This is a genomic window from Pseudomonas laurylsulfativorans (assembly GCF_002906155.1).
GTDB lineage: Bacteria > Pseudomonadota > Gammaproteobacteria > Pseudomonadales > Pseudomonadaceae > Aquipseudomonas > Aquipseudomonas laurylsulfativorans.
In genome coordinates, this window is the sequence record NZ_MUJK01000003.1 from 442,343 (window position 1) to 457,259 (window position 14,917).

Here is a 14,917-nt window from a genome sequence, read left to right on the forward strand (position 1 = left end):
TCAGAGTCAGATGACGAGCTTTAGTCCCACCCACCCCTTCAAGTCTAAACATACAAGCGAGCTTGCTCGCGATGGCGGACTAAAAAGCGCCGCAGGTCTCAGCGCTTTTCGAGGTTTTCCGGCAGCGGCGCAAACAGCGCCTCAATATCATCGTTTTGCAGTTTCCAGTCCCCGGCCTTGCGCCCATCCAGTACGCCGGCCGCGAGCTCGGATTTTTCCTTTTGCAGGTGCTGAATCTTTTCTTCCACGGTGCCGCGTGCGATCAGTTTATAAACGAACACCGGCTTCTCCTGACCGATGCGATACGCCCGGTCGGTCGCCTGGTTTTCCGTCGCCGGGTTCCACCACGGGTCGTAATGAATCACCGTGTCCGCTTCGGTCAGGTTCAGGCCAACGCCGCCGGCCTTCAGGCTGATCAGAAATATCTGACGCTTGCCGCTCTGGAATTCCTTCACCGGCGTGCGGCGGTCGCGGGTCTGGCCGGTCAGCAGGGCGTAGGCCACACCGCGTTTGTTCAGTTCGTCTTCGATCAGCGACAGCATTGAGGTGAACTGCGAAAACAGCAGGATCCGCCGACCTTCCTCAAACAACTCTTCGAGCATTTCCATCAGGCTGTCGAGCTTGCCTGATGTGCTGCCACGGCTTGGCGGGGTTGCCTCGTTGACCAGGCGCAAATCGCAGCACACCTGACGCAGCTTGAGCAGCGCTTCCAGAATGATGATCTGGCTGCGGGCCACGCCTTTGCGGGTGATTTCGTCGCGGACTTTCTTGTCCATGGCCAGGCGCATGGTTTCGTACACATCGCGCTGGGCCTCGTTGAGTTCGACCCAGTGGATGATCTCGGTTTTCGGCGGCAGTTCGGTGGCCACCTGTTCCTTGGTGCGACGCAGCAGGAAGGGTTTGATCCGGCCATTGAGGTGCTGGAGCCTGACCTCGCTGGTGCGCTTTTCAATCGGCACGCGGTAATCGCGGTTGAAGCTTTTGACGTCGCCGAGCCAGCCGGGCAGGAGGAAGTGAAACAGCGACCACAGCTCGCCGAGATGGTTTTCCAGTGGCGTACCGCTCAGGCACAGGCGCTGCCGGGCATTCAGCTCGCGGGCGGCCTGTGCGGCCTTGCTGCCTGGGTTCTTGATGTACTGCGCTTCATCCAGCACCAGTATGTGCAAAGGCTGCGCCGCCAGGCGTTCGACATCCTTGGGCAGCAGTGCATAGGTGGTCAGGATCAGATCGTAATCAGCCAGCTTGTCGAAGTATTTTTTGCGACTGGCACCGTAGAGCGCCAGCACTTTGAGCTGCGGTGTAAAGTGCGCCGCTTCGTCGAGCCAGTTGGGGATCAGGCTGGTCGGCATCACGACCATGCACGGCCGATCGAGGCGGCCGGCGTTTTTCTCGCTCAGAACGTGGGCCAGTGTCTGTAGGGTTTTGCCCAGGCCCATGTCGTCCGCGAGAATTCCACCCACTTCCAGCTGTCGCAGCGATTGCATCCAGCTCAAACCTTCGAGCTGATATGGCCGCAGCGTCGCATTCAGGCCATCCGGAGCGGTGGCCGTGTGGTCCTTGATGTCGCGCAGGCGCTGGGCAAAGGTGCGGATCTGTTCTCCACCCTCCCAGAGCAGTGGCATGTCTTCCAGCGAGTTCAGGCGCGTGGCATCGGCCTTGCTCAGGCGCAGCGTGGTGTCGCCGGGCTCCTGCAGGTAGAACTCGCCGAGGGTGGCCAGCACCGGCTTCAAGCGACCGAAGGGCAGGGCGACTTGCAGTGGCCCGTGTTCGGAGTTCGGGCGATTGGGGATGTTGACCAGGATCAGCTCGTCATCTCGTCGCCGGGCAAGGCGCTCTGGGTTGAGGATCTCGGTGTGGGAGCGCATCAGGTTGAGCAGGATCGGCAACAGGCTCAGGCGTTCGCCGTTGACGATGATCCCCAGTTCCAGGTCGAACCAGTCGCGCTCGGGAGCCTGTTCGACGGTGGCGTACCAGTCGTCGACCGCTGTCAGGTCGAAACCGAAGTCCTCGTCGATCTGCAATTCCCAACCCTGGGTGCGCAACTTCGGCAGTTCATTGAGGGTAAAGGTCAGCCAGGCGCTGTCATTGACCATCTCGAACAGCTCGCCGGCACTTTCCGGCAGGGCCTTGCTTTGCCGGGTGGCGATTTTGAAACCGAGGATTCGCAACTGTTCCCGGTAGGACTGTTCCACTTCCGGGTGGCGTTTTATCCGCAGTGTCTGGGTTTCCTGGCGAATCAGGATGTCGGAGTTTTTCTGCCCGGAAACGTACTCGTCCAGGTAACTGAAAGACAGCGCCGCGCGATGCTGAATGTACCGCTGCATTCGGCCATTGCGCGGCTCGAATGCGCTGAACTCGATGCTGGCCAGCCACAGGCGCGGTACCGGCTGCACATTGTCCACCAGTACTTGCGGTGGCGCTTTCGGGCAGCGGTTTTCCAGGACAGCCTGGAGTTTTTCCAGGAGTTCGGCGTCTTTGGCGGCAGCGGGGTAGTCGAGGGTTTCCTGCACTTGCAGGAGCACTGCTGCGCAATGTTTGCAGTTGTTGTGGACCGGGCAGGAGCATGTGGCGTCGACCATCAGCAACGTACCCTTGGCTGACTCGCGCAGGCGAATGGTCTGACGGTAAACGTTACCGCCAGAGCCTTCACACGCGGCAACTATGGTTGCGTCGCCGGCCTCAACGATCCTGACCCGATTCTCCAGTGCGTAGCGGCGGCCACGCTCCAGGCTCTGTTCCTTGAATCGACTGACCCAGGACGGTGCCAGGGGTTTGCTCAGGGGCGCGGACATGGGGAATCAGTCCGGAATTTCTTCGGGAGCTGCTCGGGGGGCGGGGGCGGTCAGCGAGGTGATCTTGATCAACAGGCCCAGGTGGCCGTTGTCGAGGAAGTTCAACTGACCGTTCTTGGTGTGGCTTTCCTGTTTCAGGCGCTCGCTGGCAGTCACCATGCCATTGGCATCGATCTGGTTGACCCAGAAATCGGCGTCGACGTCGGTAAAGCGTCCCAGTTTCATGTTCAGCGTGCCCTCGATCGGGAACTGACCATATTGTTCCTTGCCGTCGCTGATCGCCACTTTGCTGGCGGTTTCACCGAGGGGCTGTTGCCAGGCCTTGTGCAGCAACACCGTGTAGTCGGCGCTGGCGGTGAGTTTTGCCACTTCGCCATTCAGGCTTGGCGTACGCAGGCTGTCGGAGCTGACGGGTTGGGCGCCGGCAGCCCAATCTTCCGGCGCGGCGCGGCTGACAATCGCCGGCACCGCGTTTTGACGGACCAGAATCATTTCGACCTGATACAGGTCATCGGCAAATGCCGTGGGTGCGACCAGTACTGGAATCAGCAGGGTCAGCAAGGTCAGAGAGCGAAACAGGCGCATGCGGCGTCCTTCAAGCAGTTTTCGGAACGAGGCGCTCGAACAGCGCCTCTACAGTATTAAAGCGCTCTTCCGGGCGCTCCATCGGAACCATGAACTTGAACATCGTGGCGCCTTCGAACTTGTAGCGTTTTGGCTGGCTCTGGATCAGCTTGATCAGGGTCAGCGGGTCCACCGGCGTCTGTGCCGCGAACTCGACGCGACCGCCTTGCGGGCCGCCATCGACCTTCTTGATGCCCAGTTGCTCGGCCTGCAATTTCAACGCAGTGATGCGGATCAGGTTCTTGGTCGGTTCCGGCAACAGGCCGAAACGATCGATCATCTCCACCTGCAAGTCCTTGAGGCCGTCCTCATCGGTGGCCGAGGCAATGCGCTTGTAGAGAATCAGGCGGGCGTGGACATCCGGCAGATAGTCCTCGGGGATCAACGCCGGTACGCGCAAGTTGACTTCCGGACCGCCGCCGAGCGGTTGATCGAGGTTCGGTTGCTCGCCTTTGCGGATCGACTTCACCGCGCGCTCAAGCATTTCCATGTACAGCGTGAAGCCGACGGCCTGGATCTGCCCGCTCTGACCATCGCCAAGCAGTTCGCCGGCGCCCCGGATTTCCAGGTCGTTGGTGGCGAGCACGAAGCCCGCGCCGAGGTCCTGGGTGTTGGCGATCGCTTCCAGACGCTTTTCCGCGTCCGGGGTAATTTGCTGGCGCGGTGGAGTCAGCAGGTAGGCGTAGGCCTGGTGGTGGCTGCGTCCGACGCGGCCGCGCAACTGGTGCAACTGCGCCAGGCCGAACTTGTCGGCGCGCTCGATGATGATGGTGTTGGCGCTCGGCACGTCGATACCGGTCTCGATGATGGTCGAGGCGATCAGTACATTGAAGCGCTTGTGATAGAAGTCGCTCATCACCTGTTCGAGTTCGCGTTCGCGCATCTGCCCGTGACCGATGCCGATCCGTGCTTCCGGCACCAGTTCGGCCAAATCGGCGGCGCATTTCTCGATGGTCTTCACGTCGTTGTGCAGGTAGTAGACCTGGCCGCCACGCAGCAATTCACGCAGCAGGGCCTCTTTGACCGTGCTCTTGTTCTGTTCCATGACGAAGGTGCGCACCGACAGGCGGCGGGCCGGCGGCGTGGCGATGATCGACAGGTCGCGCATGCCCGACACCGCCATGTTCAGCGTGCGCGGAATCGGCGTGGCGGTCAGGGTGAGGATGTCGACTTCGCTGCGCAACGCCTTGAGCTGTTCTTTCTGACGCACCCCGAAGCGGTGTTCTTCGTCGATGATGACCAGCCCGAGGTTTTTGATCTTCACGTCGTCCTGCAGCAGCTTGTGCGTGCCGATGACGATGTCGATCTTGCCTTCGGCCAGGTCCGCGACCGCCGCATTCACTTCCTTGGCCGATTTGAAGCGGCTCATCACTTCCACGGTCACCGGCCAGTCGGCGAAGCGGTCGCGGAAGCTGTTGTAATGCTGCTGGGCGAGCAGGGTGGTCGGCACCAGAATCGCCACCTGGCGACCGCCGTGGACGGCAATGAACGCGGCGCGCATCGCCACTTCGGTCTTGCCGAAGCCGACGTCGCCGCACACCAGGCGGTCCATCGGCTTGGGCGCGAGCATGTCTTCGCGCACCGCTTCGATGGTGGTTTGCTGGTCGGGGGTTTCTTCGAACGGGAAACCGGCGCTGAAGGTCGCGTAGTCGGCTTTCGGATCGGCGAAGGCGTAGCCTTCACGGGCAGCACGACGGGCATAGATGTCGAGCAACTCGGCGGCCACGTCACGGACCTGTTCGGCGGCCTTGCGCTTGGCTTTCTGCCAAGTCTCGGAGCCGAGGCGATGCAACGGGGCCAGGGCATCGTCGCTGCCGGTGTAGCGGGCGATCAGGTGCAGGTTGGCCACCGGCACATAAAGCTTGGCGCCTTCGGCGTATTCCAGGGCGAGGAACTCGGCGGTCTGGCTGTCGATCTCCAGGGTTGCCAGGCCCAGGTAGCGGCCGACGCCGTGGTCGATGTGCACCACCGGCGCGCCTTCACGCAGCTCGGTGAGGTTCTTGATGACGGCATCGTTGTTGGCATCGGCGCGCTTTTCGCGGCGGCGGCGCTGCATCACGCGCTGGCCGAACAACGGGCTTTCGGCGACGAGGGCCAGGGCCGGGTCGTCGAGCTGCAGGCCTTCATCAAGTGGTGCGATGGTGATCGCCAGGCGTTCCTTGCCGGCGACAAAGTCCGGCCAGCTGTCGACAGTTTTCGGTCGCAGCTTCAGGCGTTCCAGCAGTTCCAGCAGCACTTCGCGGCGGCCTGCGGATTCGGCGGTAAACAACACGCGACCGGGGAACTGATCGAGGAATTGCGCCAGTGCCGCCATGGGCTGAGTGGCCTTGGCTTCGATGGCCAGGTTCGGAAGTTCCTGCGCGGGGAAACGCTCGCGGCCGACGCCAGGCTCCACGTCCTGCTGACTGGCGACCACCCGTGGCCAGCTTTTGAGGCGGGCAAAACAATCTTCTACCGGCAGGAACAACTCGTTCGGCGGTAATAAAGGGCGGGACGGGTCGACGCGACGCTCTTCGTAGCGATTGCGCACATCGTTCCAGAAGTTTTCCGCGGCCTGCTCAATGCCCGGCAGGGAAAACACTTGCGTGTCCTGGGGCAAGTAATCGAACAGCGTCGAGGTCTCTTCGAAGAAAAGCGGCAGGTAGTACTCGATACCGGCCGGGGTAATCCCGCTGCTCAAGTCCTGGAAGATCGGGCAGCGGCGGAAGTCGACGTCAAAACGCTCGCGGAAGCGCGCCTTGAAGCGGGTGACCGCTTCTTTTTGCAGCGGAAACTCCTTGGCCGGCAACAGTTTGACCGAGTCGACTTTGTCGATGGAGCGCTGGTTCTCCGGGTCGAAGGTGCGCAGGGTCTCGATTTCGTCGTCGAACAGATCGATGCGATACGGCAGCTTGCTGCCCATCGGGAACAGGTCGATCAGCGAGCCGCGAACGGTGAACTCACCGTGTTCATACACCGTATCGACGTAGCGATAACCCGTGGCTTCAAGCCGGGTGCGCATTTGCTCGACGTCGAGTTTCTGGCCGATATCCAGCACCAGGCTGCTGCCGAGCAGGAATTTGGTCGGCGCGAGGCGGTGCAGTGCAGTGGTGATCGGCACCACCAGCACGCCATGGCTCAGTTCTGGCAGCCGGTAAAGGCTGGCGATGCGCTGGGAAATGATGTCCTGGTGCGGTGAGAACAGGTCGTAGGGCAGGGTTTCCCAGTCGGGAAAGTGCAATACGGGCAAATCCGGGGCGAAGAAACCCAGCTCCTGTTCCAGCCGTTCGGCACTTTGGCTGTCGGCGGTCAGCAGCAGGGTAAAGCGCTTGGCAGCGCTGGCGGCCTCGGCGATGGCCAGGCTCAGGGCGGCACCGGGCAGGTTGCCCCAGTGCTGTTTACCTGCCGCGGCAGGGAGAAGCGGTAGACGCAGAACGGGCACGGAAGGTTGAGCTCCAAGCGTTGCGACAAAGTCGGTAATTGTAGCGGTCTACGATGCCGCCTGTCAGTTGCTGACTGCGTCTAAAGCGCTGGTTTGGCGAAATGTAGTGGTAAAGACAATATTCGGCGGTTTTTTGCCGGAAATTACTGAATATGTAGTGGCAAAAACAACGAGTGTTACGGAGGGTTACGGATAAGCAGGCGTGACCTCCAAAAAATTGACTGCGCTGCAAGCCCCGGTTTTATTGGGCTGGCGCGAGACGTAATTTTTTTGAACGACGAATTGTTACGTAAAGCACGACGGGCGCGCATTGCTACCGCTGTCACTCGGCGGCATAATGTAGCCCCTTTTTTCTGCCCCTACATGTGGAAGGTTCCCGTGACTCAGAAGCCCGACCAGTGTCTTGGTGAATGGATCGACCGTGAAGCACTCGCAGAAGCGATGATTCCGCTTATCGGTCAGCTCTACCGCAATAACAATGTGGTGAGCTCGATCTATGGCCGCAGCCTGATCAATCGTTCAGTCATTGCGATTCTCAAAGCTCACCGCTTTGCTCGTCACCGTCAGTCCGACGAAAGCGAGCTGTCCGTCCACGAAACATTCCCGCTGATCAAGGCGATGAGCGAACTCAAGCTCGGCGCCGCTTCGGTGGACCTGGGCAAGCTGGCGGCCAAATTCAAGGCCGAAGGCAATGGCCGTACTGCCGAGCAGTTCGTCCGTGAAGAACTGGCTGACGTGGTTGGCCAGCAAAACGCATCCGCCCGCAAAGGCACCGACGTTGTCCTGTATGGCTTCGGTCGTATCGGCCGTCTGCTGGCGCGCATCCTGATCGAGAAAACCGGTGGTGGCGATGGCCTGCGCCTGCGCGCCATCGTGGTCCGCAAGGGCGCCGAGAACGACCTGGTCAAGCGTGCCAGCCTGCTGCGCCGTGACTCGGTCCATGGTCCGTTCGATGGCACCATCACCATCGATGAAGCCAACAACACCATCACCGCCAACGGCAACCTGATCCAGGTTATCTACGCCAAGAGCCCGACCGAAGTCGACTACACCCAGTACGGCATCGAAAACGCTCTGATCGTCGACAACACCGGTGTGTGGCGTGACGCCGACGGCCTGGGCCAGCACCTGGCCTGCCCGGGCGCTGCCCGCGTGATCCTCACCGCACCTGGCAAGGGCGCGCTGAAGAACATCGTGCACGGCATCAACCATGGCGATATCACTCCTGACGACAAGATCATCTCGGCGGCGTCCTGCACCACCAACGCCATCGTGCCGGTGCTCAAGGCAGTCAACGACAAGTACGGCATCGTCAACGGCCACGTCGAAACCGTTCACTCGTTCACCAACGACCAGAACCTGATCGACAACTTCCACAAGGGCAGCCGTCGTGGCCGCGCCGCGCCGCTGAACATGGTAATCACCGAGACCGGTGCCGCCACCGCAGCCGCCAAGGCGCTGCCAGTGCTCAAGGGCAAGCTGACCGGCAACGCGATTCGCGTGCCTACGCCGAACGTGTCGATGGCCATCCTGAACCTGAACCTGGAAAAGGCCACCACTCGCGAAGAGATCAACGAGTACCTGCGCCAGATGGCCATGCACTCGGACCTGCACAAGCAGATCGACTACGTGAGCTCCCAGGAAGTGGTTTCCACCGACTTCGTTGGCTCGCGCCACGCAGGCGTTGTGGACGCGGAAGCGACCATCACCCAGGATAACCGCGTTGTTCTGTACGTTTGGTACGACAACGAGTTCGGTTACAGCTGCCAGGTGGTTCGCGTGATGGAAGACATGGCCGGTGTAAACCCGCCAGCATTCCCGCGCTAAGCCTTTAGCTGCACATGAAAACGCCCCGGCCTTGGTCGGGGCGTTTTTGTTTGGGCTGCTTTTGTCTGTTGGGGGGTGTGTTGTTCGGACTGGCCTCATCGTCGGTACGCCGCCCGGAGCAAGCCCACTCCCACAGTTCTATCGCATAATGGCTGGCCCTGGCGGCGTGTCAGGGGATGTTTCGGGGAGTTGGGGAATTGTTGATCAGGTGGCAGGGGGTGGCATTGTTGCTGCTCGGCGCACTATCAGGCTGCGGCAACGGCAACACTCTGGAAAGCTTCGGCGGTCCGACCATGGGCAGCACTTATTCGATCAAGTATGTACGCCATGCCGGCCTTGCGGCGCCGGACGAAGTCCGCGTTCAGGTCGAGCAGATCCTCGCTGACATTGACCGGCAAATGTCGACCTACCACAGCGACTCGGACATCGAGCGCTTCAATGCATTGCCGGCCAACCGCTGTCAGGCAATGCCGGCGTCGATCCTCGAACTGGTCCGCGTGGGTGAACAACTGTCAGTGCAAAGTGACGGTTCCTACGATCTGACGGTGGAGCCGTTGCTCAATCTCTGGGGGTTCGGTCCGCAGGCCCGGGAAGAGAAAGTCCCGAGCGCCGAAGCCCTCGCCGAAGTCCGCCAGCGCGTCGGTCACCAGCACTTGCGCATCGATGGCGACCAGTTGTGCAAGGACGCCGCCGTTGAGGTCGACTTCAACAGCATCGCCGCTGGTTATGCGGTGGACACGATCGCTTCAAAACTCGAGGCGATGGGCATCCACGACTACCTCGCCGAAGCCACGGGTGAACTCAAGGCGTCCGGCAGGAAGGCTGACGGTTCGCCATGGCGCATCGCCCTGGAAGAGCCGCGGGATGATCGACAGGTGGCCGAGCGCGTCATTGTTGTCGACGGCTATGGCCTGTCCACCTCCGGCGACTATCGTAATTATTTCGAGCAGGGCGGACAGCGTTTTTCCCATACGTTCGATGCGCGCAGCGGCGCACCGGTCTCACACAACCTGGCGTCCGTCACGGTGATTCATCCTTCAGCGTTAATGGCCGATGGCCTATCGACGCTGTTGCTGATTCTCGGCCCGGAGCGCGGTTGGGACTACGCAGAAAAACACGATATCGGCGCATTTTTTGTGATTCGTGCCGATACAGGTTTCGTCACACGCAGCAGTCACGCTTTTGAACGCCTCAGTGGCAAAAAAACCGAGTGATTGTGGCGATTTGAGCATTGAAAACTGGCGTTGTAGTGCAGGCAAAAGTAGCCTACGACGCGACCAAGGGTTAATGTGCGCGGCGTTGACGCTTCTATAGACTGTGTCCGGGTTCTGCACTGGCCCCAAATTGTTCCTTCATGCCACTCATTGGCGTGATTTAGCCGCAGGTGCCGAGGGTGCCGCGGCCTGTTCTGAGGAGTACGCATGGCTGTCTACAACTACGACGTGGTGGTGTTGGGTTCCGGCCCGGCGGGGGAAGGCGCGGCAATGAACGCCGCCAAGGCAGGGCGCAAGGTCGCGATGGTCGATAGCCGTCGCCAGGTCGGCGGCAACTGCACTCACTTGGGCACCATCCCGTCCAAGGCACTGCGTCACTCGGTGCGGCAGATCATGCAGTTCAACACCAACCCGATGTTCCGGGCCATTGGTGAACCGCGCTGGTTCTCGTTCCCGGACGTGTTGAAAAGCGCCGAGAAAGTCATCTCCAAGCAAGTTGCATCGCGTACCGGCTACTACGCCCGTAACCGCGTTGATGTGTTCTTCGGCACCGGCAGTTTCGCCGACGAGCAAACCATCGAAGTGGTCTGCGCCAACGGCGTGGTCGAAAAACTGGTGGCCAAGCACATCATCATTGCCACCGGTTCGCGTCCTTATCGTCCGGCGGACATCGATTTCCACCACCCGCGTATCTACGATAGCGACACCATCCTCAGCCTCGGCCACACCCCGCGTAAACTCATCGTTTATGGCGCCGGCGTGATCGGTTGCGAATACGCCTCGATCTTCAGCGGCCTGGGTGTATTGGTTGAGCTGGTGGACAATCGTGGCCAGTTGCTGAGTTTCCTCGACTCGGAAATTTCCCAGGCCCTGAGTTATCACTTCAGCAACAACAACATCACGGTTCGCCATAACGAAGACTACGACCGCGTCGAGGGCGTGGACAACGGTGTGATCCTGCACCTCAAGTCCGGCAAGAAGATCAAGGCTGACGCCTTGCTCTGGTGCAACGGTCGTACCGGTAACACCGATCAGTTGGGTCTGGAAAACATCGGCGTGAAGGTCAACAGCCGTGGCCAGATCGAAGTCGACGAGGCGTACCGCACCTGCGTGCCGAACATCTACGGTGCCGGTGACGTGATTGGCTGGCCAAGCCTGGCCAGTGCCGCCCACGACCAGGGTCGCTCAGCTGCTGGCAGCATCGTCGATAACGGCAGCTGGCGCTTTGTGAATGACGTGCCGACCGGCATCTACACCATTCCGGAGATCAGCTCGATCGGCAAGAACGAGCAGGAACTGACCCAGGCCAAGGTGCCGTACGAAGTGGGCAAGGCATTCTTCAAGAGCATGGCGCGTGCGCAGATCGCCGGCGAGCCGCAAGGCATGCTGAAGATCCTGTTCCACCGTGAAACCCTGGAAGTGCTGGGCGTTCACTGCTTCGGTTATCAGGCGTCGGAGATCGTGCACATCGGTCAGGCGATCATGAACCAGCCAGGCGAGCTCAATACCCTGAAGTACTTCGTCAACACCACGTTCAACTACCCGACCATGGCCGAAGCCTATCGGGTAGCGGCATACGACGGCCTCAACCGGCTTTTTTGAGCGGCTCCGGCCGGTGGCCTGAGCCGGCCGGGGAGACCGATTTCAGCAATTCTCGAGCGTGGCAGTGGCCAAACCGGGAAAGTCTGTAATCAGGCTGTCAACGCCGAAGTCGGCGAGTCTGCGCATCAGCGCAGGCTCGTTGACGGTCCACACCGACACATGCAGCCCCTGACGCTGCGCCTTTTGCAGGCGTTCCGGCGTGCACAGGGTCCAGTTCAGCGCAAGAATCTCACAGCCATAGCTGGCCGCGACCTTCAGCGGGTCGAGCCAGGCGTATTCGGCTACCAACCCGCGGGATATGTCCGGCACCAGCTCCAGCGCCGCCTTGAGCACTTCACGGGAACTCGAGGTGATCGTCACCTTGTCCATCAGGCCGTGACGCTGCGCCATCTCGCGAATCGCCAGCACGGTGGTCGCGGCACGCATCCGTGATGCGCTTTTGACTTCCAGCTGCCAGTGGTCGAAGTCGCACTTCTCGAACAGTTCTTCCAGCGTCGGAATCGGGCATGGCTTGATCCAGCCCGGGCCTCCCTTGCGTGCGTCATACGTCACAAGCTCGGCCGCCGTGTGTTCGACGACTTTTCCGCGACGGTCGGTGGTGCGCTTGAGGGTCGGGTCGTGGATGACCATCAGCTCGCCGTCCCTGGACAGGTGCAGGTCCAGTTCGCAACGGCGCACGCCGTGCTTGAGACATTCCTGAAAGCTGGTCAGGGTGTTTTCCGGTGCTTCGCCCTTGGCGCCGCGATGGCCGTAGATGAGGGTCACGGTTCTTCCTTAAATTAATTGCCTGGTTCGAGTTGTTCGCGGGCCAGACGTCGTTCCTGGGCCTGCTTTTGCAAAATGTGGCGGGCCAGCAATTGGCGCTGGGCATCGGTCAGGTGTTCGAACTCGGTGCCAACGTCATAGCCTTCGCCCTTGCGGTCGCAATGGGTGGCGCGGGCGCGCAGCAGCAGGCCCAGGGCTTGCGGCATCAGCACCAGCTTGACCGACAGGCGTGCGCCGATGGCGATGGGCGAGGGATGCTGAAAGTCGATGCCGCCTTCGGAGATGATCACCGGCTGCGGTTCGCCGATCTGCCCGAGCACGGTGATGGCGATCACCTGGCTCAGCAAGTCGATGCGTTTGTTCTGGGATTTGAGGAACGCCGCGATGTTCCGGTCGCGTTCGCTGATCTGGCGCAACAGGTGTTGCGACTCGAATTCACTCAGGTGCAGTTCGCTGAGCAAGTTGAAGAGTGGAGAAGCATCCTGCAACACTTCCTGGCCTGTGGCTTCGGTAGCGGACAGGGGCCGAATTTCCAGTGCGATCGTATCCTCGATACGGTAGTATTCGCGGCGATCTTCTTCATCTAATGTCGACATGGCGAACCCATGGTAGCGGCGGTGGTCTGAGTGTAAAGCTGGTTATCGACCCCCGCCACAAGGACGTTCCTTTTCCCTCCGAACAAGCCCCGACATGTTCAGACCTCTCTTCGTATTTATCGGCACGCGTTACACCCGTGCAAAGCGTCGCAATCATTTTGTGTCATTCATTTCCCTGACTTCGATGATCGGGCTCGCCCTTGGCGTGGTCGTGATGATCGTGGTGCTGTCGGTGATGAACGGCTTCGATCATGAGATGCGCACCCGCGTGCTGGGCATGGTGCCCCACGCGACCATCGAGTCCGGCGAGCCGATCAGCGATTGGCAAAGCCTGGCTGCCAAGGTCAAGCAGAACCCGCAGGTGACGGCCGTGGCGCCGTTTACGCAAATGCAGGGGCTGCTGACCAATAACGGCAAGGTCTCGAAAGTCCTGCTCAATGCCATCGACCCGGCGCAAGAGCGCCAGGTGTCGATCATCGATCACTTCATGACCCAGGGAAAACTCGACGACCTGGTGCCGGGTGAGTTCGGCATCGTCATCGGCGACAAGGCCGCGGCCAAGCTCGGTGCCGCGATCGGCGACAAGCTGACCTTCGTCGCGCCGGAAGTCACTGTGACCCCGGCCGGGATGTTCCCGCGCATGAAGCGCTTTACCGTGGTTGGCATCTTCCATGTTGGCGCCGGTGAGCTCGATGGCTACCTGGGCGTCACCAACCTGCAGGATCTGGCCCGGTTGCACCGCTGGAAACCGGATCAGGTGCAGGGCCTGCGCCTGAAGTTCGACGACCTGTTCCAGGCACCACGCACTGCGTGGAGCATCGCCCGTGATCTCGGTGAAGACCGCTTCTACGCCCGCGACTGGACCCGCACCCATGGCAACCTGTACCAGGCAATCCGCATGGAAAAAGCCATGATCGGCCTGTTGCTGTTGCTGATCGTTGCCGTCGCGGCATTCAACATCATTTCAACACTGGTGATGGTGGTGAACGACAAGAAGGGCGATATCGCGATCCTGCGCACGCTGGGCGCCACGCCGGGCACGATCATGCGTACGTTCATGGTGCAAGGCACCGTCATTGGCGTAGTCGGTACCGCGATCGGTGCCGTGGTCGGGATCTTCGCCGCGCTGAACGTCAGCGCCGCGATCTCGGCCCTCGAAGGCCTGATCGGGCACAAGTTTCTCAACGCCGATGTGTACTTCATCGATTACCTGCCGTCGCAGGTGCAGAGCCAGGACGTGGTGATGGTCTGCTCCGCGGCGTTGGTCCTGAGTTTCCTCGCCACCCTGTATCCAGCCTGGCGTGCCGCGCGCACCCAGCCTGCGGAGGCGCTACGTTATGAGTGAGTCGGGCATGAGTGATAAAGCAATCTTGAGCTGCCGCAGCCTGGGCAAGTCCTACGAGGAAGGCCCGGAGTCGGTGGAAGTGTTGGCCGGCCTGCAACTGGAGTTGCACCCGGGAGAGCGAGTGGCGATTGTCGGCAAGTCGGGTTCGGGTAAAAGTACTTTGCTCAACTTGTTGGGTGGCCTCGATACGCCGACCAAGGGCAGCGTCTGGCTCGACGGCGAAGAACTGTCGGCGTTGAGCGAGAAGAAGCGCGGCCTGCTGCGCAATCGCGCCCTCGGCTTCGTGTATCAGTTTCACCACCTGCTGCCGGAATTCACCGCCCTGGAAAACGTCTGCATGCCGCTGCTGATCGGCAAGACCGCGATCCCGGAAGCACGCCAGCGTGCCACGGCGTTGCTGGAGCGGGTAGGGCTGGGCCATCGCCTGGAGCACAAGCCGGCCGAATTGTCCGGTGGTGAGCGTCAGCGCGTGGCCATCGCCCGCGCCCTGGTCAACAATCCAGGCCTGGTGATGCTCGACGAACCGACCGGCAACCTCGATTCCCACACTGCCCAGGGCATTCAGGACTTGATGCTGGAACTCAGCACCTCGATGCGCACGGCGTTCCTGGTGGTGACCCACGACATGAACCTGGCCCGCCAGATGGATCGCGTCCTGCACTTGCAGGAAGGTTGCCTCACGGCCATCTGACTGGCTGAAACCCGATGCCTGAAAAGGCGTCGGGTCTTTT

Annotated in this window: 10 protein-coding genes; 5 read left to right on the forward strand and 5 right to left on the reverse strand. The window is 60.9% G+C overall.

Annotated features, from left to right (window positions below):
- Positions 1-98: 98 nt before the first annotated feature.
- The 3 genes from B0D71_RS12445 to mfd are packed head-to-tail and all read right to left on the reverse strand — an operon-like array spanning position 99 to position 6,837.
- Entirely contained in the window at positions 99-2,792 is a 2,694-nt protein-coding gene (locus B0D71_RS12445; RefSeq protein WP_103395021.1) for a DEAD/DEAH box helicase, read from the reverse strand.
- Positions 2,793-2,798: 6 nt separating this feature from the next.
- Positions 2,799-3,377, reverse strand: a complete 579-nt coding sequence (locus B0D71_RS12450; protein WP_103395022.1) for a CsiV family protein — start codon at positions 3,375-3,377, stop codon at positions 2,799-2,801.
- A gap of 10 nt (positions 3,378-3,387) precedes the next feature.
- Positions 3,388-6,837, reverse strand: coding sequence for a transcription-repair coupling factor (gene mfd / locus B0D71_RS12455; protein WP_103395023.1), 3,450 nt, complete (start codon positions 6,835-6,837; stop codon positions 3,388-3,390).
- A gap of 363 nt (positions 6,838-7,200) precedes the next feature.
- Here mfd and B0D71_RS12460 point away from each other — a divergent pair, with 363 nt between their 5' ends.
- The 3 genes from B0D71_RS12460 (at position 7,201) to sthA (ending at position 11,480) form a co-directional block, all read left to right on the forward strand.
- Entirely contained in the window at positions 7,201-8,664 is a 1,464-nt protein-coding gene (locus B0D71_RS12460; protein ID WP_015095946.1) for a glyceraldehyde-3-phosphate dehydrogenase, read from the forward strand.
- A gap of 176 nt (positions 8,665-8,840) precedes the next feature.
- Positions 8,841-9,878, forward strand: coding sequence for an FAD:protein FMN transferase (locus tag B0D71_RS12465; RefSeq protein WP_205885995.1), 1,038 nt, complete (start codon positions 8,841-8,843; stop codon positions 9,876-9,878).
- A gap of 207 nt (positions 9,879-10,085) precedes the next feature.
- On the forward strand, positions 10,086-11,480 hold the full coding sequence (gene sthA, locus B0D71_RS12470) for a Si-specific NAD(P)(+) transhydrogenase (RefSeq protein WP_007984277.1): 1,395 nt from the start codon (positions 10,086-10,088) through the stop codon (positions 11,478-11,480).
- Between the two features lie 42 nt (positions 11,481-11,522).
- Here sthA and B0D71_RS12475 read toward each other — a convergent pair whose 3' ends face one another.
- On the reverse strand, positions 11,523-12,245 hold the full coding sequence (locus B0D71_RS12475) for a glycerophosphodiester phosphodiesterase (protein ID WP_103395025.1): 723 nt from the start codon (positions 12,243-12,245) through the stop codon (positions 11,523-11,525).
- 14 nt (positions 12,246-12,259) lie between these two features.
- Positions 12,260-12,841 (reverse strand): PilZ domain-containing protein, encoded by a 582-nt coding sequence (locus tag B0D71_RS12480; RefSeq protein ID WP_103395026.1) that lies wholly within the window; start codon positions 12,839-12,841, stop codon positions 12,260-12,262.
- 94 nt (positions 12,842-12,935) lie between these two features.
- Between B0D71_RS12480 and B0D71_RS12485 the strand changes: the two genes are divergently transcribed.
- Complete coding sequence (locus B0D71_RS12485; RefSeq protein ID WP_007995293.1) at positions 12,936-14,186, forward strand: lipoprotein-releasing ABC transporter permease subunit; 1,251 nt, start codon at positions 12,936-12,938, stop codon at positions 14,184-14,186.
- 7 nt (positions 14,187-14,193) lie between these two features.
- The gene (lolD, locus tag B0D71_RS12490; protein WP_165798708.1) at positions 14,194-14,877 is read left to right on the forward strand and encodes a lipoprotein-releasing ABC transporter ATP-binding protein LolD; all 684 of its coding nucleotides are present in this window, start codon (positions 14,194-14,196) and stop codon (positions 14,875-14,877) included.
- The last annotated feature ends 40 nt before the right edge of the window (positions 14,878-14,917 follow it).